The organism is Bacillus haynesii (assembly GCF_001969855.1).
GTDB lineage: Bacteria > Bacillota > Bacilli > Bacillales > Bacillaceae > Bacillus > Bacillus haynesii.
In genome coordinates this window covers 1-22,900 of record NZ_MRBL01000017.1, presented here as the reverse complement: position 1 = coordinate 22,900, position 22,900 = coordinate 1, and the positions used below count along the sequence as shown (strand labels likewise).

The 22,900-nt window shown below is 46.1% G+C and carries 20 protein-coding genes and 7 tRNA genes; 9 read left to right on the top strand and 18 right to left on the bottom strand.

Annotation, left to right across the window (positions count from 1 at the left end; translation table 11 throughout):
- Positions 1-125: 125 nt before the first annotated feature.
- From BTA31_RS15070 to BTA31_RS15010, 13 genes are all read right to left on the bottom strand, one after another.
- Positions 126-446, bottom strand: coding sequence for a hypothetical protein (locus BTA31_RS15070; protein ID WP_076792908.1), 321 nt, complete (start codon positions 444-446; stop codon positions 126-128).
- 184 nt (positions 447-630) lie between these two features.
- Positions 631-2,433, bottom strand: a complete 1,803-nt coding sequence (gene glmS, locus BTA31_RS15065) for a glutamine--fructose-6-phosphate transaminase (isomerizing) (protein ID WP_076792906.1) — start codon at positions 2,431-2,433, stop codon at positions 631-633.
- 442 nt (positions 2,434-2,875) lie between these two features.
- Positions 2,876-4,222, bottom strand: a complete 1,347-nt coding sequence (gene glmM / locus BTA31_RS15060; protein ID WP_076792903.1) for a phosphoglucosamine mutase — start codon at positions 4,220-4,222, stop codon at positions 2,876-2,878.
- Between the two features lie 20 nt (positions 4,223-4,242).
- Complete coding sequence (locus BTA31_RS15055; RefSeq protein WP_043925798.1) at positions 4,243-5,559, bottom strand: CdaR family protein; 1,317 nt, start codon at positions 5,557-5,559, stop codon at positions 4,243-4,245.
- Positions 5,552-6,373 (bottom strand): diadenylate cyclase CdaA, encoded by an 822-nt coding sequence (cdaA, locus tag BTA31_RS15050; protein ID WP_003178443.1) that lies wholly within the window; start codon positions 6,371-6,373, stop codon positions 5,552-5,554. Before cdaA ends, BTA31_RS15055 begins: the two co-directional genes overlap by 8 nt.
- 165 nt (positions 6,374-6,538) lie before the next feature.
- Entirely contained in the window at positions 6,539-7,159 is a 621-nt protein-coding gene (gene rsiW, locus BTA31_RS15045; protein WP_076792900.1) for an anti-sigma-W factor RsiW, read from the bottom strand.
- 13 nt (positions 7,160-7,172) lie between these two features.
- Complete coding sequence (gene sigW / locus BTA31_RS15040) at positions 7,173-7,736, bottom strand: RNA polymerase sigma factor SigW (RefSeq protein ID WP_003178438.1); 564 nt, start codon at positions 7,734-7,736, stop codon at positions 7,173-7,175.
- 225 nt (positions 7,737-7,961) lie between these two features.
- Positions 7,962-8,876: an arginase gene (gene rocF / locus BTA31_RS15035; protein WP_076792898.1), complete on the bottom strand. Its 915-nt coding sequence runs from the start codon at positions 8,874-8,876 to the stop codon at positions 7,962-7,964.
- A gap of 125 nt (positions 8,877-9,001) precedes the next feature.
- Positions 9,002-9,073, bottom strand: a tRNA-Gln gene (locus BTA31_RS15030).
- A gap of 4 nt (positions 9,074-9,077) precedes the next feature.
- Positions 9,078-9,162, bottom strand: a tRNA-Tyr gene (locus tag BTA31_RS15025).
- Positions 9,163-9,170: 8 nt separating this feature from the next.
- Positions 9,171-9,243 (bottom strand) — tRNA-Thr (locus BTA31_RS15020).
- Positions 9,244-9,301: 58 nt separating this feature from the next.
- Positions 9,302-9,377: transfer RNA gene (locus tag BTA31_RS15015), tRNA-Val, on the bottom strand.
- A gap of 115 nt (positions 9,378-9,492) precedes the next feature.
- A tRNA-Glu gene (locus BTA31_RS15010) sits at positions 9,493-9,567 on the bottom strand.
- A gap of 184 nt (positions 9,568-9,751) precedes the next feature.
- On the opposite strand from BTA31_RS15010, the gene BTA31_RS15005 reads away from it, so the two are divergent.
- The 8 genes from BTA31_RS15005 (at position 9,752) to BTA31_RS14970 (ending at position 19,130) form a co-directional block, all read left to right on the top strand.
- Positions 9,752-10,204 (top strand): 2-thiouracil desulfurase family protein, encoded by a 453-nt coding sequence (locus BTA31_RS15005; RefSeq protein WP_043925802.1) that lies wholly within the window; start codon positions 9,752-9,754, stop codon positions 10,202-10,204.
- Positions 10,205-10,376: 172 nt separating this feature from the next.
- The gene (gene murQ, locus BTA31_RS15000; protein ID WP_076792896.1) at positions 10,377-11,291 is read left to right on the top strand and encodes an N-acetylmuramic acid 6-phosphate etherase; all 915 of its coding nucleotides are present in this window, start codon (positions 10,377-10,379) and stop codon (positions 11,289-11,291) included.
- Between the two features lie 18 nt (positions 11,292-11,309).
- Positions 11,310-12,167, top strand: coding sequence for a MurR/RpiR family transcriptional regulator (locus BTA31_RS14995; protein WP_076792894.1), 858 nt, complete (start codon positions 11,310-11,312; stop codon positions 12,165-12,167).
- A 16-nt stretch (positions 12,168-12,183) separates the two neighbouring features.
- On the top strand, positions 12,184-13,551 hold the full coding sequence (locus BTA31_RS14990) for a PTS transporter subunit EIIC (protein WP_076792892.1): 1,368 nt from the start codon (positions 12,184-12,186) through the stop codon (positions 13,549-13,551).
- A gap of 66 nt (positions 13,552-13,617) precedes the next feature.
- A complete protein-coding gene (gene pbp4b / locus BTA31_RS14985) occupies positions 13,618-14,967 on the top strand; it encodes a penicillin binding protein PBP4B (RefSeq protein ID WP_076792889.1) in 1,350 nt (449 codons plus the stop codon).
- A gap of 15 nt (positions 14,968-14,982) precedes the next feature.
- A complete protein-coding gene (locus tag BTA31_RS14980) occupies positions 14,983-16,914 on the top strand; it encodes a glycoside hydrolase family 3 protein (protein ID WP_076792886.1) in 1,932 nt (643 codons plus the stop codon).
- Positions 16,914-18,143: an exo-beta-N-acetylmuramidase NamZ family protein gene (locus BTA31_RS14975; protein ID WP_076792883.1), complete on the top strand. Its 1,230-nt coding sequence runs from the start codon at positions 16,914-16,916 to the stop codon at positions 18,141-18,143. The genes BTA31_RS14980 and BTA31_RS14975 overlap by 1 nt, the downstream gene beginning before the upstream one ends.
- Positions 18,144-18,260: 117 nt before the next feature.
- Entirely contained in the window at positions 18,261-19,130 is an 870-nt protein-coding gene (locus BTA31_RS14970; protein ID WP_076792880.1) for a PhzF family phenazine biosynthesis protein, read from the top strand.
- A 29-nt stretch (positions 19,131-19,159) separates the two neighbouring features.
- On the opposite strand, the gene BTA31_RS14965 is transcribed toward BTA31_RS14970, so the two are convergent.
- From BTA31_RS14965 to BTA31_RS14955, 3 genes are all read right to left on the bottom strand, one after another.
- Complete coding sequence (locus tag BTA31_RS14965) at positions 19,160-19,570, bottom strand: DUF5391 family protein (protein WP_076792877.1); 411 nt, start codon at positions 19,568-19,570, stop codon at positions 19,160-19,162.
- A gap of 34 nt (positions 19,571-19,604) precedes the next feature.
- Entirely contained in the window at positions 19,605-20,546 is a 942-nt protein-coding gene (locus BTA31_RS14960; protein ID WP_094777442.1) for a bile acid:sodium symporter family protein, read from the bottom strand.
- Positions 20,547-20,696: 150 nt separating this feature from the next.
- Positions 20,697-20,918 carry a WYL domain-containing protein gene (locus BTA31_RS14955; protein ID WP_076792872.1) on the bottom strand — a complete coding sequence of 74 codons (222 nt, stop codon included), beginning with the start codon at positions 20,916-20,918 and terminating at the stop codon, positions 20,697-20,699.
- A gap of 175 nt (positions 20,919-21,093) precedes the next feature.
- Here BTA31_RS14955 and BTA31_RS14950 point away from each other — a divergent pair, with 175 nt between their 5' ends.
- Positions 21,094-22,263 (top strand): serine hydrolase domain-containing protein, encoded by a 1,170-nt coding sequence (locus BTA31_RS14950; protein WP_076792870.1) that lies wholly within the window; start codon positions 21,094-21,096, stop codon positions 22,261-22,263.
- A 434-nt stretch (positions 22,264-22,697) separates the two neighbouring features.
- Here the strand turns inward: BTA31_RS14950 and BTA31_RS14945 are convergent.
- Both BTA31_RS14945 and BTA31_RS14940 read right to left on the bottom strand, forming a co-directional pair.
- A tRNA-Thr gene (locus BTA31_RS14945) sits at positions 22,698-22,770 on the bottom strand.
- A 2-nt stretch (positions 22,771-22,772) separates the two neighbouring features.
- Positions 22,773-22,847: transfer RNA gene (locus tag BTA31_RS14940), tRNA-Asn, on the bottom strand.
- Between the last annotated feature and the right edge of the window lie 53 nt (positions 22,848-22,900).

Sequence of the window (22,900 nt, the reverse complement as noted above, 5' to 3'; positions counted from 1 at the left end):
TCATGGCCAGCATGTTTTTATTCGGAGTATATCGGATAAAAAAGCTGCACCGTCACACTCTTCATCAGGTTGTTACGGTGCAGCTTATGATGGCGATGATGCAGACCAAGGCCACCTTTAACCGCCTATTCCAGCTCAATAAACGAGTATTTCTCCGGATCTGCCAATACATAAAAAAGGACGAAGAACACCTTCCATCCACGAACCGGACTTCCGCATCTAAACTTTAACACTTCTCCTTCATCTAAAGTAAACCTCAAAGCTTGGCTTACACACCAATCAATTTTCACTTGGATCTCATGTTCGCCAGGCTCCAAATCAATTCGCAGCCTCCCGCCATCTTTGATTTTCCCGGCCTCAACACCATCAATCAGCACTGAAAATTTTCTCATTTTATTCATAAACTGCGATGTTCTTCTAATTTCTATGTATGTCTCCTTGTTCATGGTTACACATCCTCATAGTCGTAAAATTATTATGTACGAGCATCCGCGAGCTCGCTGGCGAACGGGCTTCGCTTAAACACCGCGCCTTTTTTGTTTTCTTCTTGATCAGGCTTAGTAAACATAAAAATACCCCTCCAGATCATCCAATCCAAGAGGGGTACAAACTTTTATTTCAAACGACTCCTTACTCCACCGTCACACTCTTCGCCAGGTTTCTTGGCTTATCAACGTCACAACCGCGGTGCAGCGCAGCGTAGTATGCGATCAGCTGCAGCGGGATGACAGAGACGAGCGGTGCGAGCTCCGGATGCACTTCAGGCAAGACGAAGCGGTCGTCTGCTTCTTCCAGGCCTTTCAGGGAGATCACGCAAGGGTTGGCGCCGCGGGCTGTCACTTCTTTGACGTTTCCGCGGATGCTTAAGTTGACGTGCTCCTGTGTCGCAAGGGCAATGACCGGTGTGCCGTCTTCGATCAACGCGATCGTACCGTGCTTCAATTCGCCGCCGGCGAAACCTTCAGCTTGAATGTAAGAAATCTCTTTCAGCTTCAGGGATCCTTCGAGGCAGACGAAATAGTCGAGGCCGCGGCCGATGAAGAAGGCATTGCGTGTTACGGTCAAGTATTCACGTGCGATCATTTCCATTTCGTCTTTTTGGTCGCAAAGGGCTTCCATTGCGTTTCCGATGATGCCGAGCTCTTTGACAAGATCAAAGCCGAGTTCTTTGCCGCGGCTTTCCGCAGTCACGGCTGCCAAAATAGCGAGAACTGCAATTTGCGCCGTATATGCTTTTGTTGATGCTACCGCGATTTCAGGGCCGGCATTCAGTAAAAGCGTGTAGTCCGCTTCACGGGAAAGCGTGGATCCCGGTACGTTGGTCAATGTCAGCGCTTTGTGTCCGAGCTTTTTCACCTGTACGAGAACAGCGCGGCTGTCAGCCGTTTCTCCGCTTTGAGAAATAAAGATAAACAGCGGCTTCTCAGAAAGCAGTGGCATATTGTAAGAGAATTCGCTTGCGACATGGACTTCAGCCGGAACTTTCGCCCATGTTTCGATAAATTGCTTGCCGACAAGACCGGCATGATAGCTCGTTCCGCAGGCGATGATATAGACGCGGTCGGCTTCAGCAACAGCATTTGCAATGTCTCCAGGAATGGAGAGCTTGCCGTTTTCATCTTGGTACGTCTGAATGATTTTCCGCATGACAAGCGGCTGTTCATCGATTTCTTTTAACATGTAGTGAGGGTATGTGCCTTTTTCGATATCGCTCGCATCAAGCTCTGCAATATATGAGGCACGTGACATCAATTCTCCGTCAAGGTTTTTGATCACGACTTTTTTGTCTGTGACAATCACCATTTCTTTATCCATAAGCTCCACGTATTCGTTAGTCACTTGAAGCATCGCCATCGCGTCAGACGCGATAACATTGAAATTGTCTCCAAGGCCGACAAGAAGCGGGCTTTTATTTTTCGCAACATAGATTGTTTCTTTGTTTTTATGATCGAATAATGCAATCGCATAAGAGCCTTTGAGCAGCATGAGCGTTTGGCGGAACGCTTCTTCCGTGTCAAGACCGTTATTGACGAATTGCTCGATCACTTGAACGACAACCTCTGTATCCGTATCGCTTTTAAGGGTTACATCTTGTAAATATTCGCGCGTCAGCTGAACATAGTTTTCGATGACGCCGTTATGAACAAGTGTAAAACGACCTGATGCGCTTTGATGCGGGTGAGCGTTTAGACGGCTCGGTTCCCCGTGAGTCGCCCAGCGTGTGTGTCCGATTCCCGCTTGTGACTTCACGTTTGCATCAACGGCTTCGCGAAGATCGGCAATCCGTCCTTTTTCTTTAAACACGTGTACGCCGTCTTCGTTCGCTACAGCGATTCCAGCTGAATCGTAGCCGCGATACTCCAGCTTTTCCAAACCTTTAAGTAAAATTTCCTTTGCATCAAGCTGGCCAATATAACCTACAATACCACACATAATTTTCTTCCTCCTAAAGTCGCAGGCAGGAGACGAAGAAAGTCTGCTTGTCAGGCGGGGACTTTCATCGTCCCCTCCTACATGTTTTTATGGAAGATCATGCGATTTCCCTTTGTTCAAAGAGTCGCCTCTTTGGTTTGAGGAAATCCTTGCGGCTGTGATCTTTGTGGTCAGCCGGGAGGCATCCGCCGAAAATTCGATAAACCTCCATCCTCGTCAACTAAGCTGTTTCATCCGTACGCTTAGTCCGGGCGCTATAACTATAAAAAATGTTTCTGCCCTGCCTTTCCTTTTAAATTAAAACAAGACAAGCTGATTTTACTATACGCTAAAGGAACCGTCAAACATTTTTCAAAATGGTTCACATTTTTTCCAAGATTGAACGGTTCCCTTTATCTTATGTCAAATCAGCAAGTCTCGTTCGTCAGTCTTCTGCGGAAAATTACTCCGCTCCCATTTCAGCTTTCACGACATCAACAATGCGGCCTACGTACTTCTCGCAAAGCTCCTTCGTTTTCGCTTCAGCCATAACACGGACAAGCGGCTCTGTGCCGGATGGGCGCACAAGGATGCGGCCGTCACCGTTCATTTCCTTCTCAACTTCTTCGATGACCGCTTTTACCTTTTCGTTTTCCGTCACTCTATGTTTATCGGTTACTTTCACGTTCATGAGGAGCTGCGGAAACTTCTGCATCTCTGCCGCCAGCTCTGACAGCGGCTTGCCTGTCATTTTGATCGTGTTCATCAGCATAATCGCAGAAAGCAGTCCGTCGCCTGTCGTATTGTAATCAAGGAAAATCAGGTGTCCCGACTGTTCTCCGCCGAAGGTAAACCCGTCCTTTTTCATCGCTTCCACTACATAGCGGTCGCCGACCGCTGTCTGAACGCTTTTAATACCTTCTGCTTCAAGCGCTTTGTAAAAGCCAAGGTTGCTCATTACCGTGGAGACAACGGTATTGTCCGCCAGACGCCCCTCGCTCTTCAAGTACTTCGCGCATATGTACATGATTTGATCGCCGTCTACGATATTCCCCTTTTCGTCAACAGCGATTAAGCGGTCGCCATCCCCGTCAAACGCCATACCGACGTCAGCTCCCTTTTCTTTCACGAATTTGGCCAGGGCTTCAGGGTGGGTTGAGCCGACTCCGTCATTGATGTTTAATCCGTTCGGAGAAGTCCCCATCGTCGATACATCTGCGTCAAGATCGGCAAACAGGTGGGTCGCCAGCGAAGATGTCGCCCCGTGCGCACAGTCAAGCGCGACATGAATGCCTGTGAAGTCCTCATCAGCAGACTGCTTGAGAAACTGCAAATATTTCTGTCCGCCTTCAAAGTAGTCGTTCACCATACCCAGATCAGCACCTACAGGCCTTGGCAGGTGATCTTCCGGCTGATCCATCAGACGCTCGATTTCAAGCTCCTGTTCATCGGAAAGCTTAAAGCCGTCGCCGCCGAAAAACTTAATTCCGTTGTCCTGAACAGGGTTGTGGGAAGCGGAAATCATCACACCCGCTTCCGCATCCATAGCCTTCGTCAAATATGCGACGCCGGGCGTCGAAATCACGCCGAGGCGCATGACTTCTGCTCCTATCGAAAGAAGGCCTGCAACAAGGGCCCCTTCAAGCATATGCCCGGAAATGCGCGTGTCACGGCCGATCAGCACCTTGGGACGCTCTTTATCTTTTGTTAGGACATATCCGCCAAAGCGTCCGACTTTAAAGGCCAGCTCGGGTGTAAGTTCACTGTTTGCCACGCCTCTTACACCGTCTGTACCAAAATACTTGCCCATTAATATCGCTCCTTTTTGATTCATGAAGGTTGTGAATCCTTTTCAGAATGATTCTCTTCTTCTTCATCCTGACCATTATTTTTTTCGTTTTGGGTTGTTTGAGATGAGATTTTCACTCGAATGCTTTGCCGCGGCAGCGACCATGTCATGTTCTGCGGTCCGTTTACTTCCAGCTTCACATTGTGCTCGCCGTCATCGAGATCCGCCACATTGACATAGAGCTCGATGTCGGAAGGCTGAAGTTTTTCAATCGCGGCTGTCGAGCCCTTTGCCGTGATATCCAACTTGCCTGACTTCGGATCGAGAAATTCAAGATCCCGGCTGTCATTCAGCCCCGCGGTTTTAATTGAAACGTTTTTCAGTTTTTTCTCTTCTTCCTTGTCAACTTTCACCTTGATTTTCACTTTTTCGGGTGACACTTTTTTAGCGCCGTCCGGCACTTTAATATTTGCTTCCAACTCAGTGTCATCTTTCATTTTACTTAAGTCAACCTCATCAGCCTCGACAAATTCTAACGAATCCAGAACATTTTGCGGCCCGTAGACGGTCACCTCTCCCGGACTTATATCGAGACTGGAAATGCTGATACCGTCCGGAAGGCTTCCTTTCCGGTCAACTTTGACCGGAATCTTTTTGCTCGGGCTCGTCACCGGAACGGTAATTTTAACGACGGAAGGACTGACTTCAACCGGCAGGACATTTCCGTCCTTGTCGTATACTGTTAGCTTGGCTTCTTTTTCAACCGTCTGATCGACGCCCTCTAAATTAATCGTCGCCTTGATGTTCTGGATTCTGTCGATCACGGCTTTTGAGCCGGTGACGCTGACGTTTTTCGGGTTGATGATCGGCAGCTCCGGCGTGTAGCCGTCTTTCATTTTGTTTTTATTATAAAAATCAACCTCGACCGGGAATTCCTTCGTCGTTTTTTCTTCGATGGTCACGGTTGTCACCGATGGGTTGATGGTCAGGCTGAGACCGTCGGCAACATTTCTGGCCTTCAGCTCAACTTTATGCCTGCCTGTTTTCAGGTGTTGCATATCGGCATAAATCTCAAAATCCTTCACTTGTCTGACCTTCTTGACGGTTCCTGTCGGGCCTTTGATCGTGACATTTACCGTCTGCGGCACGCCTGTTACGACGTAGTTTTCATCATCATAAAACGATTTGACGGGTATATCGGTGAGCGTCGCTTCGTCTGTTGTCGATGTCGGGAAAAACGATTCACCTGGTTTCTTCGGAGTCGGCGCTTGAGCGCTGTGGACCGCAAAGTAAAGAAGAAACGCGAACAATAACGCGACTACTTTGACAGCCCAGGGATTGTTTAAGAACTTATCCATTTTTCTTCGCCCTCCAATACCAGCGATTTGAGGAAGTTTCTCGCGAATTTTTCTTGAATTCCGCTTCAAGCATGTTTTTCAATGCCTCTTCCGATAAATCACGGTGAAGGTCTCCGTTTTTGGCGACGCTGATGCCGCCCGTTTCTTCGGATACGACAACCGTCAGACTGTCGGTCACTTCACTGATCCCCACTGCTGCTCTGTGTCTCGTCCCAAGCTCTTTTGAAATAAAAGGGCTTTCAGAAAGCGGAAGGTAGCAGGCGGCTGCAGCAACCTCATCATTTTTCATAATCACGGCGCCGTCATGAAGCGGTGTATTCGGAATAAAGATATTGATCAATAGCTCAGAGCTGACCTTTGCATTTAAAGGGATCCCCGTTTCTATGTAATCGCCCATTCCCGTCTCCCGTTCAATCGTCAGAAGCGCGCCAATCCGGCGTTTCGCCATATATTTAATCGCTTTTGTAATCGCATCAATCGTTTTCTGCTGCTGCTCTTCCTCAGGTGTTCCGCTCCTCGAAAAAAAGCGCCCCCGCCCCAGCTGTTCCAGCGCTCTCCTCAATTCGGGCTGGAAGATGATAATGATCGCCAGGAACCCCCATGTGATCGCCTGGTCAACCAGCCACTGCAGGGTGCTTAATCCTAAATATTGACTGGCCAGCCTGACGAGAACAATGACCACGATTCCCTTTAAAAGCTGAACCGCCTTTGTCCCGCGGATGACCATCATTAATTTATATATTACGTACCAAACAAGGAGAATATCAACGGCATCGCCGAGGTACTGCAAGAAAGGGATATCCTCAAAAGCCATTTCCTCGTCCTCCAAGAATTCAGTCATTAGTAAGGTTAATATGTTTCAAAATGGTATGATCTATTATTTTTACATATACAGAGGCTATTATAGCACAAATTGATTTTCCAAGTGAAATGGCGGCCCCTCATAAAAAAAGAGCAAAGCCCATTCGCCCGCTTTGCTCTACTCTTTAGACTCCTTCACGTCAAAAACCGATTTTCCGGTCGATTTGATCTTATACCAGATCCAGTCAAACACCTCGTTGATCTCATGGATCTGACCGGTGACTTGTCCTGCTGAAGCCGTATATTTTTCACCATTGACAATCGTGACATCGCCGTCGACTTTACCTTCTATAATCAGCTTTCCGTTTTTCACGGTCACATCGCCTTTGACAATTTTGCCTTCAGGTACGATGACCGTGTTGTTTTTCACCACGAGATTGGGCTGGCTGGATACGCTGAAATCCTGATCGTTTTTCCAGCTGGAGAAGAAGCTGCCGCCCATCAAAATTGCAAATAAAGCTGCCGCCACTAAAAACGGATGGGCTTTAAGCCATCTGTTGATCGATACCGTCTTCTTTTCCTTCGGCAGATTCGCCAGCACATTGGCTGTAAAGTTCGCCGGAGCTGTAAGATGCGATGTGCTCTGAACAAGAGCGATGGATTTTTCCATTTCATGAAGGTGCTTTCTGCAGCCTTCGCATGATTGGAGGTGCTCTTTTAATCGCGTTTCATCTTCCGGAAGTATGTCTCCGTCAAGGTATTTATGCATAAGCTGAACAATATGCTCCGGACAGCTCATTTCATCACCCCACTTAAAGATCCCTTAATTGTTTTCTGAGAGCCTCTCTGCCCCTGTGTATTCTTGTTTTTACCGTACCTACGGGAATATTCAAGATTTCACTGATCTCAATGAGTGAGAGCTCATCAATGTACTTTAATACGATGACCGTCCTGTATTTATCGGGAAGCCTTAAGATTTTTTCCTGGATGGTGCTGTGCAGCTCCAAAGAAACCACTTCATCCTCTGGAAGCGCAACATCCGCCGCAACCTGGGAATACATCGTCAGTCCTTCAGTCCCTGCCACCTCTGCATCCAAGTAATAGTCCGGCTTTTTTTTACGGATACGATCGATGGTCAAATTGGTTGCGATTCGATAAAGCCATGTGGAAAATTTCCGGTTGATATCAAAACTGTCGATATTCACGTATGCTCTGATAAACGCTTCCTGCGCAATATCTTCCGCCTCATGCGCATTGCCGAGCATACGGTAGCAAAGCTGATAAATTTTGTCTTTGTAAATATCCACGATGTCTGCAAATGCGTTACGATCGCCTTTTTTCACCTGTTTGATTCTTTTTTTAATCATTGTTTCCATATTTATCTAACCTCTGCCTTCACCGGTCTTTATGTATACGAATTGATTTTTATAAGGTTTCATTAAATTCATAAAAATAGTTTATCAAATTTTTGGCAGGGTGTAGATGCTTTGACAGGGATCATGCGCTTAATATTAGCTTAAAATTATTATACATCATAAACATTATGAAATTGAGACTTCTATCATAAAAAAGAGCAGCCAGAGGCCGCTCTTCAACCGTACCTAAAGCAGCTTTTCGCCAAACAGCGATCCCATTAAGGCTACAGCCGCTTCCGCCGTCCTGTTTTTCTCATCCAATATCGGGTTGACTTCGACAAACTCAGCGGACGTAATCAACTTCGATTCCTCCAGCATTTCCATAGCCAGATGACTTTCCCTGTAGCTGATGCCTCCCGCCACCGGAGTTCCGACACCAGGCGCATCGTTCGGATCAAGCGCATCTAAATCGAGTGACAGATGGACACCGTCCGTCCTGTCGTGCAAATAGTCTATCGTTTCTTCCATCACCCTCGTCATGCCGAGGCGGTCGATTTCATGCATCGTATATACTTTGATCCCTTTGTCGCGAATCAATTCTTTTTCCCCGTCATCAAGTGACCTCGCACCGATGATGACGATGTTCTCAGCTTTAATTTTCGTTTCTTTTCCATAGATGCCTGTCAGCCCTTCATGGCCGATCCCCAGGCTGATGGCGAGCGGCATGCCGTGAATATTGCCTGAGGGAGACGTTTCTTTCGTATTTAAATCGGCATGGGCATCATACCAGATCACACCCAGGTTTTGATAATGCTTCACAAGGCCGGCAAGCGTTCCGATCGCAATGCTGTGGTCACCGCCTAGCACGAGCGGAAAAGCACCCGAAGCCACGATCTTATCGACAGTCTCAGCCAGTTTTGCACTCGCTTTTGTAATCGCTTTCAAATTTCTCAGCTCTTCAGATGCCGGCTCCCCGCCTTCTTTCTCATCCTCTCTTTGCCCGATCGTCATATCGCCGAGGTCTTCAATATCCTGACAAAGGCTTTCCAACCGTTCATTCACACCGGCACAGCGAATCGCGCTCGGTCCCATATCGACTCCCCGCCTCAGCTGACCGAGATCCATCGGTACGCCGATCATTGAAATCTGCTGTTTTAACATATGATATCCCCCTTTCAGATCTTCATTGTACCTTCCAATTCAGAATTGACTCAACAAGACATTTTTTTGAATAGTTATACAAAAAAGACAAAATAAAAAGGACATCCGAACAGGATGTCCAAAAACTGGGCTAGCTGGATTCGAACCAGCGCATGACGGAGTCAAAGTCCGTTGCCTTACCGCTTGGCTATAGCCCAATAATGGTGGAGGGGGACGGATTCGAACCGCCGAACCCTGAGGGAGCGGATTTACAGTCCGCCGCGTTTAGCCACTTCGCTACCCCTCCAAAAACAGTGCCGGCCAGAGGACTTGAACCCCCAACCTACTGATTACAAGTCAGTTGCTCTACCAATTGAGCTAGACCGGCATGATATGGTATCTTATGCAATTACCGGCGCGGTTGTGTCTAAAACCGCTTCGAAAAATGGTGGAGGATGACGGGATCGAACCGCCGACCCTCTGCTTGTAAGGCAGATGCTCTCCCAGCTGAGCTAATCCTCCGAAGTACAGGACGTACAAGTGCGCGTTGCAACAGGATGTTGCGCCTTTAGCATGCCTTCCTTTAAAAAACTCAGGCAATCGCTTTATGCTTTTTAACGTGCTGTCCAAAAAAGAATGGTGACCCGTACGGGATTCGAACCCGTGTTACCGCCGTGAAAGGGCGGTGTCTTAACCACTTGACCAACGGGCCATCAGCGCATTTCAAGCAGCTCTCGTAAAGCTGACAAAAGTTATTATATACAGGTTCCTACCCATTTGTAAAGGGGTAAATTAAATTTTTTATTTTCAAATTTTTTATTCATAGAGATTGAGAAAAGCGCGGAAATTTTGTTTAAAATAGGGCTATCTGATATGCAAGAGAGGGGATACGAAAAATGATACTGGTGAGCTCATGTCTGGCCGGGGTAGAATGCCGCTATAACGGATCACACAGCTATGTTGGGAAAATCAATAAGCTTGTTGAAGATAAAAAAGCGGTGATTGCTTGTCCCGAACTGCTCGGCGGATTTCAAACGCCAAGGGAACCGGCCGAAATTATAGGCGGGACGGGAGAAGACGTTTTAGACGGCAAGGCGGTGATCAAGACACAATCGGGGAATGACGTAACCGACCTGTATGTAAAAGGGGCCTATCAAACATTGGAGATGGCAAGGCAAATCAAGGCTGATACGATCGTGCTGAAGGAAAACAGCCCGTCTTGCGGCAGCGGTCATATATACGATGGAAGTTTCTCAAGCCAAAAAATAGCCGGCAACGGCGTTACGGCGGCACTTCTGAAAAAAGAAGGCTTCCGCGTAATTTCCGAACATCAAATAGACGAGCTGTAATACCTGGACATAAGCGCAGTTCATCTGCGCTTTATTTTATTTCGGCGATCCGATGTTTAGAACCTCATTGAAAAAAAATTTTATTATTCATCTTTTATTATTGAAATAATATTACACCCTTAATATACTGAAAATTAAGAAATATATACTTCGTGATCAGGAGGATTTGTCGATGGAAAACAGCCATTTAAGTTCCTTAACGACCGAACGCCGGAATGAAAGATCCAAGCGCATTCACCAGGTAGAAACGATCGATATGTTGAAAATCATGAATGATGAAGACAAAACGGTGGCCGAAGCTGTCCAAGAAGTCTTGCCCGATGTTAAGACCGCCGTTGACTACGCCGTTGGGTCGTTAAAGAAAGGGGGACGGATCATTTACATCGGTGCCGGTACAAGCGGGAGGCTCGGCGTACTTGATGCAGCGGAATGCCCGCCGACATTCAGCATATCTCCCGAGTCGGTCATAGGCATCATGGCAGGGGGAGAACAAGCTTTGTTCAAAGCCGTCGAAGGCGCTGAAGATCATGAGGCATTCGGCAGACGGGATTTAGAAGCCGTTAACCTCTCAAACAATGATACCGTCATCGGAATCGCTGCCAGCGGCCGGACTCCGTACGTCCTCGGCGCCCTGAAGTATGCCAAGGAAACAGGCGCCAAGACCGTCGCACTGACATGCAACGAAAACTCAGCGATCAGCCAGGCGGCAGATCACAGCATAGAAGTGGTCGTCGGCCCTGAAGTCATTGCCGGGTCGACAAGAATGAAAGCCGCAACCGCTCATAAAATGATTTTAAACATGATCTCAACGGCGGCCATGATCAATATGGGAAAAGTCTATGAAAACCTCATGGTAGACGTAAAAGTAAGCAACAACAAATTAAAGGAGCGGGCGATTCACATCATCCAAACGGTCACAGGTGTCCCAAAAGAAATGGCGGCGCAAGCACTGGAAAAGTCCAATAACCAAGTCAAAACCGCCATCATCATGCTGAAAATAAACGAAGATGCGGCCGCTGCTGAAAAACTGCTGGAGAAATCAGAAGGCGATATCGAAAAGGCCCTATCCATTTATGAAAAATCTTAAATAAGAAAGGAAGAAACAATGGCTGCAGGAGGATTGGAAATCATTCAGAATATGCTTCACAAATTGCCGCAATCTGAACGAAAGCTTGCCGAATACATTTTGAAAAACCCTCACGAGGTCGTAAACGGCACCATTCAAGAGGTGAGCTCTTCGGCAAAGACAAGCGGGGCGGCGGCGATACGGCTCTGCAAATCTCTGGGTCTGAAAGGCTTTCAAGATTTAAAAATGAGGGTCGCCGGTGATTTAATGAAGCCGTCTGATCAGGGATACCGGGATATCGAACCGCAGGAGCCGCTCCATTCAATCGTTCAAAAAACAACCAGCAATTCGATTCAGGCGATTCGCGATACCTTTGAAAACATTGACCACGAAGATCTTCAAAAAGCGATTCAAATATTGATCAACGCAGAAACGGTTCATTTTTGCGGGATCGGGGCTTCAGGAATCGTCGCACAAGATGCCCAGCAGAAATTTTTGCGCATCAATAAAAAGGCCACCGCTTTTAGTGATATGCATCTTGTCGCGACATTAATCGCCAATGCCGGCGAGCATGATGTTCTGTTTGCCATATCCTATTCAGGAGAAACGCACGAAATCGCCAATGCAGTCAGACTCGCCAAAAAACATGGGATTAAAACCATTGGACTGACGCGGTTTGGACAGTCTGCTGTCTCTTCATTAAGCGATGTCGCCCTGTATACGTCATGCTCAAATGAAGCGCCGTTTCGCAGCGCTGCCACCTCCTCTCGTTTAACTCAGCTTTACATGATTGACGTTCTGTTTTTAGGCATGGCCGCGGAGCGCTACGAGGATATCATTCAGTATATTGATCAAACAAAAGCGGCCATCCGCATGATGGGAATGAGCGAATTGTAAAAAAGGGGGATATAAAATGAGCGATGAGAAAAAATATGCCGGCCTGGCAAAACTGATTTTACAACACATCGGCGGCCCGTCTAATGTCGCGGATTATACCCATTGTATGACGCGCCTGCGCATCACGCCTGTCAACAGTCAAAAAACCGACATCGACTCAATCAAAGCGCTTGAAGGCGTGATTGGCGTAGTTGAGGAGGAAACGCTGCAGATTATCCTCGGCACAGGCGTCGTACAGCACGTATCAGACGAGTTCGGGAAGCTGCTTAAATCCGCAGAACACATTGACTTAAAAGAATCCGCAGCCAAACATAAAGCGGAGCTTTCCAAGAAAAACGCGACGCCTTTTAAGCTGTTTCTCCGGCGGATCGCAAGCATTTTTATACCGTTGATCCCCGCTTTGGTCGCCTCAGGCTTGATTACCGGAATCACCAAAGCCGTTATCCAAGCAGGCTGGCTTGCGGAAACATCACAAACGGCCATTATTTTAACGGTAATAGGTTCAGGTTTATTTACGTATTTGGGCATCCTGGTCGGGGTCAATACGGCGAAAGAATTCGGCGGCTCCCCCGCACTCGGCGGATTAGCCGGTATTTTAATCCTTAACCCGGCCGTTGGTGATATTTCGCTTTTCGGTGAAGCGCTTTTGCCGGGACGCGGCGGTTTAATCGGCATTTTATTCGCAGCTGCATTTATCGCTTTTCTCGAAAAACGGGTCAGGCGCCTTGTACCTCATTCACTCGACATCATCATCACACCTACAGTTTCCCTTCTCATCACAGGAATCGTCACTTACGTTGTCTTCATGCCTGTCGGCGGCTTGATTTCCGATGCCATTACCTCAGGACTTCTCGCCATTTTAGATCTTGGCGGCATTATCGCCGGCTTTGTACTGGGCGCCACCTTCCTTCCGCTCGTCGTAACCGGACTTCACCAAGGACTGACACCCGTTCATATGGAATTAATCAATTCAATCGGCGATGATCCGCTGCTGCCGATTTTGGCCATGGGGGGCGCAGGGCAAGTAGGCGCTGCTTTTGCAATCTATTTCAAAACGAAAAAAGCAAAGCTGAAAAGAGCCATTGCCGGCGGACTGCCGTCAGGCCTGCTCGGCATCGGTGAACCGCTCATATTCGGTGTGACCCTTCCGCTCGGACGTCCGTTTTTAACCGCGTGCCTCGGCGCCGGAGTAGGCGGAGCCTTTCAAGCGTATTTCAAAATCGCGACCGTATCGATAGGCGTATCAGGTCTTCCTTTGTCATTTTTGGTCCATACCCACCAAGTTCTTTTGTATATTCTCGGGTTGTTTATTTCCTACGCTGCCGGCTTTGTCTTAACATACTCCTTTGGTTTCAAGGACGATATGGCGGTTGAATTTGATTAAACGTTTGTTTAAAATTCCCACTATACATTTTTTAACAGAAAGGAGTGAAGCAAGCTGAAAAAGTTTATGATCAGCACAGCCGCGTCTTCCCTATTGTTGCTGACATGCTTTTTTCCGCTTCCGTCATTAGCACAGACTGCCATTGGGAACGAAACAAAACAGCGGCTGACATATCCTGTTTTAACGAAGGCGAAAACGCCTGAAGAAGCCGGTTTTTCTTCGGAAAAGCTTAAAGCTGTGGATCGTCTGATCGAACAGGATGTCAAAGCGGGCTTTCCCGGCGCTGCCCTTATTTTGATAAAAGACGGAAAAATCGTCAAAAAAGAAGCATACGGCTACAAGCAGAAATACAATGGCCTCACGGCGCTTAAACATCCGAAAAAAATGAAAGCAAACACGATGTTCGACCTCGCCTCCAATACAAAAATGTATGCCGTCAATTTTGCCTTGCAGCATTTAGTGAGCAACGGAAAGCTTGACTTGAACAAAAACATTTCTCATTATCTCCCTGATTTCAAAGATCACCCGGAAGACGATGTAAAGGGAAAAAACCGGCTCCGCGTCATTGATTTGCTCCATCATAACGCAGGCTTCCCTGCAAGCTGGAATTATTACGACCCGAAATCAGCCGGACACCTCTACTCTCAATCACGGAGCAAAACGCTTGAATATCTTGTGAAAACCCCCTTGGCATATGAACCCGGCACAAAGCAAATTTACAGTGACATCGACTATATGCTCCTCGGGCTGATCATTGAAAAAATCACAAACGAGCGTTTAGATACCTTTGTTGAAAACCAATTTTACCGGCCTCTCGGGTTGCGGCATACTTTGTTTAATCCGCTCCAAAAGGGCTTTAAACCGTCGCGTTTTGCAGCTACGGAACGAATGGGAAACACCAGAGACGGTGCCATTTCGTTTCCAAACATTAGAACTTACACGCTTCAGGGGGAAGTCCACGATGAAAAAGCGTTCTATTCAATGGAAGGCATCTCTGGGCATGCCGGACTGTTTTCCACCGTTGACGACACAGCAGTGCTCCTTCAAGTCATGCTGAACGGCGGCGGTTACGGAAGAAAGCATCTATTCAGCAGTTCGGTCATTTCACAATTTACAGAGCCGTCAAAAACAAATCCCACATACGGACTAGGATGGCGGCTCAACGGCAATACCGATATGGAGTGGATGTTCGGCAAGCACGCCAGCAGCAAGGCATACGGCCACACCGGATGGACGGGAACCGTCACCATCATTGATCCCGTGTATCAAATCGGCATTGTGTTGTTAACCAATAAAAAGCACTCTCCCGTCCTCACCCCTAAAGAAAACCCGAATCAATTCGAAGGTGATGAATTTGCAACCGGAAAGTACGGCAGCGTCATTACAGTTGTTTACGAGGCGTTACATCACCAATAGGAGGCGACCCTTTACATGAAAAGATTTCTCCAATGCGCGTTGATTGCATTGCTGTTATCGTCTCTCGCTTTGCAGCCGGCCGCTCGCGAAGCAGAAGCAAAACAGCACCCGGAACAAAACATGAAACAAATGGTCAGCGGCATGTCGCTTGAAGAGAAAATCGGACAAATGCTGATGCCTGATTTTAGAAACTGGAAGAAAAAAGGGGAATCGAGCGCCAAAGGATTAACAGAAATGAATGACGAAGTCGCGGGAATCATTCAAAAATACCGGCTCGGCGGCGTCATTCTTTTTGCTGAAAACGTCACAGGCACAGAGCAGACTGTACGCTTAACGCACGGCCTGCAAAAAGCGAGTCATGACATTCCGCTCTTTATCACAATCGATCAGGAAGGCGGAATTGTCACCAGACTCGAATCAGGCACAAATCTGCCCGGCAATATGGCAGTCGGCGCATCGAGAAGCAGCAAAAATGCCTTCAGATCAGGAAAAATCATCGGAAAAGAATTAGCATCACTGGGCATCAATGTGAATTTCAGTCCTGTCCTTGATGTCAACAACAATCCCGACAACCCTGTAATCGGCGTCCGTTCTTTCAGCTCCAAGCCTAAGCTGACTTCAAAGCTCGGCATCCAGATGATGAAGGGCCTTCAGGACGAGCAAATGATCGCCACAGCAAAACATTTTCCCGGACACGGCGATACAGCGGTTGACAGCCATTACGGGTTGCCACTTGTTCCACATGATGAAAAAAGGCTGAGAAGCGTTGAACTTGCGCCATTTCAAAAAGCGATCGCTGCAGGGATTGACATGATCATGACAGCGCATGTCCAGTTCCCCGCCTTTGACGATACAACCTATAAAAGCAAAAAAGACGGCGAGGACATCATGGTGCCTGCAACGCTTTCCAAAAAAGTCATGACAGACCTTCTCCGCAAAGACCTCGGCTTTAAGGGCGTTGTTGTAACAGACGCTTTAAATATGAAAGCCATTTCTGATAATTTCGGACAGGAGGAAGCCGTCGTCATGGCTGTCAAAGCAGGAGTCGACATCGCCCTCATGCCCGCGCAAGTCACATCGCTTGAGACCGAAAAAAATCTGGCGCGTGTATTCGAAGCTCTTCTGACAGCCGTTAAAAAAGGGGATATCCCCATGGAACAAATCGATCAGTCGGTGGAGCGAATCCTTCAATTAAAAATAGACCGGGGCATCATCAATCACACCGGCTCCGAACCGCTTCAGAAAAAAATCAAATACGCCTTGAAAACGGTCGGCAGCAACAAACACTTGAAATTCGAAAAGAAAATGGCAAGGGAAAGCGTCACCATCCTTAAAAACGACAAAAGCGCCCTGCCGTTTAAACCGAAAAAAGGGGACACCGTCCTCATTCTCGCCCCATATGAGGAGCAAACAGCAGCAATCGCAAAGACCATCAGCAAAATAAAGAAAAACATCAAGGTGGTCGAATCCCGATTTGCAGAAAAAACGTTTGATGAAGAGATTCAAAAGAAAATTGACGAAGCTGATTATGTCATCGCAGGATCATACGTAGTCAAAAACGATCCTGTTGTGAACGACGGTGTCATTGATGACAGCATTCAAGACTCAAGCAAGTGGGCAACCGCTTTTCCGCGTGCCGCCATGAAATACGCACAGGCCAACGGGAAAAAATTTGTCTTAATGAGCCTGCGAAACCCTTATGATACGGCAAATTTTGAAGAAGCCAAAGCCGTGATCGCAGTATACGGCTTTAAAGGCTATGCAAACGGGCGCTTCAGGCAGCCGAATATCCCGGCCGGAGTGGAAGTTATCTTCGGAAAGGCAAAACCTAAAGGAACATTGCCCGTAGACATTCCTTCAGTCACAAGCCCCGGAGAAATCCTTTACCCGTATGGCTACGGATTGAATATTAAAAACGGCAAGCCGCTTCACAAAGGAGGGTCATGATGAGAAAAAAAGCGATCTGGCTGCTTGCGGGAATGTTTGTCTTCAGTACACTAACCGCAGCAGCTGCCTTTCCGGACAAAGAAAAGAAAGCAAAAGTCTCACCGGGTATTGAAGTGCTCATGAACAAGAAAAGCATGTTAAAAGGAAAAAGGGTCGGTCTCATCACAAATCCAACCGGTGTCAATTCGACATTAACAAGCAGTATCGATTTGCTTCACCAAGCCCCCGGTATTGAGCTGACCGCCCTCTATGGTCCAGAGCACGGTGTAAGGGGAGACGCTCAAGCCGGAGATAAGGTTGACTCTTATATTGATGAAAAAACCGGCCTCCCCGTCTACAGCCTCTACGGAGATACAAGAAAACCGACACCAGAGATGTTGAAAAACGTTGACGTCCTGCTATTTGACATCCAGGATGTCGGAACACGGTTTTACACTTACATTTACACAATGGCATATGCGATGGAAGCGGCAAAAGAAAACGGTATTCCATTCATCGTTCTTGACCGCCCAAACCCGCAAAGCGGCTTAAAAGTTGAAGGACCTGTCCTTGATTCGGATTATTCTTCATTTGTCGGAATGTATCCCATCCCTTTAAGGCACGGAATGACGGCAGGAGAACTGGCAAAGCTGTTTAATGATGAATTTAACATCGGCGCCGATTTAACCGTCATCAAAATGAAAGGCTGGAAGCGGCAGATGTTCTTTGAAGATACTGGTCTTCCTTTCGTCCTGCCTTCCCCGAACATGCCGACTCCGGATACGAGTATCGTCTACCCGGGCACAGGTTTAATTGAAGGAACCAACATGTCAGAAGGAAGGGGCACGACAAAACCATTTGAATTAATTGGTGCGCCCTATATGAAAAGTACGGAGCTCGCCGAAAAGTTAAACGGTCTGAAGCTCCCTGGGGTTCGATTCAGAGCCGCCTCGTTTACTCCGACATTTTCAAAGCATCAAAATAAACTGTGCCACGGGGTCGAGCTTTACGTGACAAACCGGTCCGCTTTTAAGCCTGTAAATACCGGTATCGCGATCATCAAAACCGTCCATGACCTCTACCCGGACGACTTTGAGTTCCTCCCTTCAGGCAATTTCAACCGTCTGATCGGGAACGGATGGGTGAAAACAATGATTGAGCAAGGTGCTTCAATTGATGAAATCGTCAAAAAATACGAAGCAGAGCAAAAACGGTTTATGAATATCAGAAAGAAATATTTGCTTTATTAGGAAGAGCGGGAGCCGCTCTTCTTTATTTTTGGACTGTTCAATGATTCTCATCTCATGTAAGATATGTAAAACTGCCTTTAGGGCGAGAAGTGTCATTTAAAAGGGGAGAAACATCAAATGGAATTTTACCTTGTGGATGTGTTTGCAGAAACAAAGTATACAGGAAACCAGCTCGCTGTTTTTAAAGCAGAAAAAAACCTATCAAGTGATGAAATGCAAAAAATAGCCAGGGAAATCAATTTTTCCGAGACAACATTTATATTAGGGAAACAGGGAAATGGCGGGTACGATGTCCGAATTTTCACCCCGGAAAAAGAAATTCCGTTTGCAGGACATCCGACGCTGGGCACAGCGTTTATCATTAAAAATGAAATCGAACCTGAACCTCCTTCAAATGTCATTTTAAATGTAACGGCAGGCACAATACCAGTGACGTTTGACAAAGGTGATGATCAGGTCATTTGGATGAAGCAAAATCCGCCCGTGTTTAACCAAACTTTTGATAAAGAAATGATGGCAGAGGTACTAGGAATCGACACATGTGATATAGATTCGAACTTCCCGATACAAGAGGTTTCTACAGGCCTTCCGGCAGTTATCGTACCGTTAAATTCGCTAAATGCAGTTAAAAAATGCAAAATCAACAAGGATCGGTTTGAAGCTTTTATAAAAGAAACAGAAGCCAGTCTGCTCGTTTTTTCTACGGAAACCTATCATGAACAAAACCACATCAATGCACGAGTATTTTGCGACTGTCTCAGCGTTCCCGAAGATCCGGCAACAGGAAGTGCAATCGGGGATCTCGCAGGATATTTACTGCATCACGGTTATTTTAATCAAAATGATCTCAGCATAAGGGCTGAACAAGGTTTTGAAATAAACCGCCCTTCCCTGCTTTATATTGAAGCGCAAACAACGGAAAACAGCACAGAGATTCACATCGGGGGAAACGTCCACCTGATCGCAAAAGGAACCTGGCGAACTTGAACAGAACGCGGGAAAGCGGTTTTTGAATATCAGAAAGAGGCACTTGCTGACGGCCGGCGAAAGGCGACGATAAACCAAATCACATTTACGATTGCTAACAAAATGCAAAGGCCTGCGACGCCCAATAATGCAGAAGCATATCCGCCAATAGCGCCAATCAACAAAACGATTGGAATCATGGTCAGCGCGATGATTAATCCAATTCCGCAAAGAACAGCCATCACAAACTTCATTGCATCAAACCCGGCCATAAAAACAGCGAGGGGCAGCATATAAAAGAGCAAAACGATTCCGATTGCCGCCCACATCCCCAAAGTGCCAAACTCATTAGCATGAGGGCCTGAATGAGCGAGCGGAGAAAGTGAAGCTGTCACTATCATAGAACAAAACAAAAATGCGGAGATCAAAGACCAGATCATCACAATTACTTTAGTTTTCATTGTTTTTCACTCCTGTAAGGTTTGAGTCTGCCAACTATGAGGGCAGACTCGTCTTTTTGTCCAAATGATACGCTTTTTTAAGCTCGCTTCTTGCAAGCAAATGCCCAAATAGCGCGGCCAGGACCTGTTGGAACAGCATGCCGATGACAACGGGCACCGCCACTTGCGGCGGAAAAAACCCGGTGGCCAACACAGCTCCCGCGCTAATATTCCGCATTCCTCCAGTAAAAATCAAAGCCACGATTTCCTCCTGGGGCCGCTTCATCAGCCGGCCTATCAGCCAAGCTGTCAGGTAGCCTGTAAATGCCACCAAAAAAACCGTAACGGCTATCGTCAAAAACTTTAAATCGACGTTTTTCAGGTAAGGAGCGACCACTGAGCTGTTAATCGCCACCACGGCGGCTAACCCGACTTTCGAAAATGGAGCACAATTCGCGCTTAAACGCGCTGTCCGCTCCGGTATTGAAAATTGATTGACGAGCATTCCTAATAAAGAAGGAATCACAATCATTCCGACTAAACCTTTCATCATACCGATAACATCCATTTCAACATGCGCACCGGCCAAAATGGAAAGACTGAACGGAACAATAAAAGGAGAAAGAATGGTGTCCACTAAAATAATCGATAAGGTTAAGCCGATGTTTCCTTTATACATGGCAGCCCAAATCATACTCGTAATCCCCGTCGGAATGACAACACCAAGGGTAAGCCCTGTAATCGTCAATGAATCCCCGCTAAACACAAGATGCCCCGTGCTCCATGCCAAAACAGGCATAAATATGTGCAAAACAAATAAAGCGAGAAGCATCGGCAAGGGATGAACCATCGCTGTTTTCAGCGACTGAAAATTTGCCCCAAGGCTGCCGGCAAACGTCATGAACGCAAAAATCCATGGCACAAGACCCGCCAGCCCATTTAAGTAATCCGCAAGCAATACCCCGCTGACAACACTTAGAGGCGTCAGTAAAGGCATAATCTTACCAAGTGTTTTATTGATCGTCTGAAGCATAGATGAAAAACGCCCGCTCTCTTTAAATCGAATTTACATTCATTATAACAAAAGATGGAATATCAAAACAGGAAGGGAATACAGAAAGAAGACAGCAAGATGGAGGAACAGCTTTTAAGCATAATGGGCTGAATTTCTTTTTTTATATGGGAACACGGATAAAATGGACTCCATCTTAAACATTCTGATCTGTTGTTTTTGGAAGCAAAATGCTTTCACATAACCGTTTTTTATTTCTTTCACAAGAATCGCCCGCTTAGAAAAACCGCTTTTTTTCATGTAAATGATTTCTACCGGAAAACGGTCTTCAATGGAACGATACAACAGCTTTCTCATCTTCTCACCTCACATCTTTATTTTATACGAACTCTTGTTCTTGATCAAGTGTAAACAAAATGTAAATTTTGGCATTATTCAAGTTCATGTATGAAAATATTAGCATTTTGAAGAAACTTTTTAAGGGGTTATTGCGTCAGTAAATACGTCACATATAAAAGAAGGAGTACCCGTCATGGCAAGAACATACAGAACGCGAATAAAGAAAAGAAAAAAGCAGAAAACAAAAAGAAGGCTTATCATATTTTCCTTTCTGCTTGTTTGTGGATTAATTTATCTTGCACTTCCAAGCGGTATGCGAGATCACCAGGAAAACCAATTGCAGGCAACTGAAAAAAAGGCACAGCCTGAAGCAAAGAAGAAGACAAGTCAAAATGAAACAAAAAAGAGCCCGATCGTTACAAAAAATGATAACGCTCAATTGGATCAATATTTAAAAAGCATTGGATTCAGCGGCACAGCATTGATCGTAGAAGATGGAAAAGTGGTGACAAGCAAAGGGTATTTATATGCAAACCGCGAAGAAATGGTCCCCAATACACCGGATACCGTCTTTTATATAGGGTCATCACAAAAAGCGATTATTGCAACGGCAATTCTACAGCTTGAGGAAAAAGGATTACTATCTGTAAATGACCCTGTTTCTAAGTATCTTCCTGATTTTCCAAACGGCTCAAAGATCACCCTTTATCATTTCCTGACGCACACATCAGGGATTAGAGGTCACAAAGAAGGCCGCGGATATATTTCACCGGAAGATTTAATTAAAGATATCGAAAAACGGGGCGTAAAATACCCAACTGGAAAATGGGATTATAGAGACTCCAATTACTCGGTTCTCGCATACATTGTTTCAATGGTAAGCGGTGAACCAGTCGACCAATACATCAAAAAGCATATTTTTAAACCTGCCGGTATGGAACATGCAGGCTTTTATAAAACATTTACTAAAGAGTCAAATCCATCGACAGGGTATAAATTAAACCTGCAAAAAAAACTTTATACACCTGACATGCCGGATCTATCCCAGCTTTACGGAGCCGGTGATATTTATATGACCGCTTATGATATGTATTTGTTTGATAAAGCACTTTATGAAAGAAAAATCATTTCCAATGACAGCTTTACGAAAATGTTTACACCGAACAAAGCAACATACGGCATGGGCTTTTATGTGTCTCCTGGAAGCTATTCAAGTCACGGCGTCATGCCCGGCTACAACATATTAAACAGCTTCAGTCTGACAGGGAGCAGATACGTCATCCTATTTTCCAACATCCAAAACAACATCAAGTCTTTTGGCAGTGTGAATAATCGGATCTTCTCTATTTTAAATGGATTTTAAACATGCTTAAACAAGCTCTCTGGCTCAGATGACAGGGAGCTTGTTTGAATAGCAGAGACAGTTTTTACAGCTAAAAGGGATTTTAATGATAAATGTAGAAGTTAGATGATAAATGAATTTTTAATATAAAGGAAGGTCGTCATGTCATTATTAACGATTAGCAAAATCGTGACTGTTATTGGCGTGCAGCACTATTTATATGGACTTTTAAAGACTCGAAACAGCATGAACCTGATACGATAAAGTATGCAAGTTATATGTTGTTCCTTCTTGTCTTAGAAGTCACAATAAATGTTTTATATGAGTGGGTATAAAGTTAAAAGCAGGCATTAGCCTGCTTTTATACATTCAATAAAGTCGAAAGCAAAATATCATAAAACAAAAAAGCTTTCCCCACCATAGGAGAAACCTTGTCATATCAACGTATTCATCTAAGCTTCCAAGCGGGCTCGAACCGCTGACCTCTTCCTTACCATGGAAGTGCTCTACCTGCTGAGCTATGGAAGCATTGGCTCCGCAGGCAGGATTCGAACCTGCGACCGATCGGTTAACAGCCGATAGCTCTACCACTGAGCTACTGCGGAATAAGATAAGCTTCATTTCATGCAGGGTAAAGATATATAAACAGCTTGGCGGC

Coding starts and splice junctions, on each gene's coding strand:
- BTA31_RS15070 (WP_076792908.1), bottom strand. CDS start 446: ATGAACAAGGAGACATACATAGAAATTAGAAGAACATCGCAGTTTATG.
- glmS (WP_076792906.1), bottom strand. CDS start 2,433: ATGTGTGGTATTGTAGGTTATATTGGCCAGCTTGATGCAAAGGAAATT.
- glmM (WP_076792903.1), bottom strand. CDS start 4,222: ATGGGCAAGTATTTTGGTACAGACGGTGTAAGAGGCGTGGCAAACAGT.
- BTA31_RS15055 (WP_043925798.1), bottom strand. CDS start 5,559: ATGGATAAGTTCTTAAACAATCCCTGGGCTGTCAAAGTAGTCGCGTTA.
- cdaA (WP_003178443.1), bottom strand. CDS start 6,373: ATGGCTTTTGAGGATATCCCTTTCTTGCAGTACCTCGGCGATGCCGTT.
- rsiW (WP_076792900.1), bottom strand. CDS start 7,159: ATGAGCTGTCCGGAGCATATTGTTCAGCTTATGCATAAATACCTTGAC.
- sigW (WP_003178438.1), bottom strand. CDS start 7,736: ATGGAAACAATGATTAAAAAAAGAATCAAACAGGTGAAAAAAGGCGAT.
- rocF (WP_076792898.1), bottom strand. CDS start 8,876: ATGTTAAAACAGCAGATTTCAATGATCGGCGTACCGATGGATCTCGGT.
- BTA31_RS15005 (WP_043925802.1), top strand. CDS start 9,752: ATGATACTGGTGAGCTCATGTCTGGCCGGGGTAGAATGCCGCTATAAC.
- murQ (WP_076792896.1), top strand. CDS start 10,377: ATGGAAAACAGCCATTTAAGTTCCTTAACGACCGAACGCCGGAATGAA.
- BTA31_RS14995 (WP_076792894.1), top strand. CDS start 11,310: ATGGCTGCAGGAGGATTGGAAATCATTCAGAATATGCTTCACAAATTG.
- BTA31_RS14990 (WP_076792892.1), top strand. CDS start 12,184: ATGAGCGATGAGAAAAAATATGCCGGCCTGGCAAAACTGATTTTACAA.
- pbp4b (WP_076792889.1), top strand. CDS start 13,618: ATGATCAGCACAGCCGCGTCTTCCCTATTGTTGCTGACATGCTTTTTT.
- BTA31_RS14980 (WP_076792886.1), top strand. CDS start 14,983: ATGAAAAGATTTCTCCAATGCGCGTTGATTGCATTGCTGTTATCGTCT.
- BTA31_RS14975 (WP_076792883.1), top strand. CDS start 16,914: ATGAGAAAAAAAGCGATCTGGCTGCTTGCGGGAATGTTTGTCTTCAGT.
- BTA31_RS14970 (WP_076792880.1), top strand. CDS start 18,261: ATGGAATTTTACCTTGTGGATGTGTTTGCAGAAACAAAGTATACAGGA.
- BTA31_RS14965 (WP_076792877.1), bottom strand. CDS start 19,570: ATGAAAACTAAAGTAATTGTGATGATCTGGTCTTTGATCTCCGCATTT.
- BTA31_RS14960 (WP_094777442.1), bottom strand. CDS start 20,546: ATGCCTTTACTGACGCCTCTAAGTGTTGTCAGCGGGGTATTGCTTGCG.
- BTA31_RS14955 (WP_076792872.1), bottom strand. CDS start 20,918: ATGAGAAAGCTGTTGTATCGTTCCATTGAAGACCGTTTTCCGGTAGAA.
- BTA31_RS14950 (WP_076792870.1), top strand. CDS start 21,094: ATGGCAAGAACATACAGAACGCGAATAAAGAAAAGAAAAAAGCAGAAA.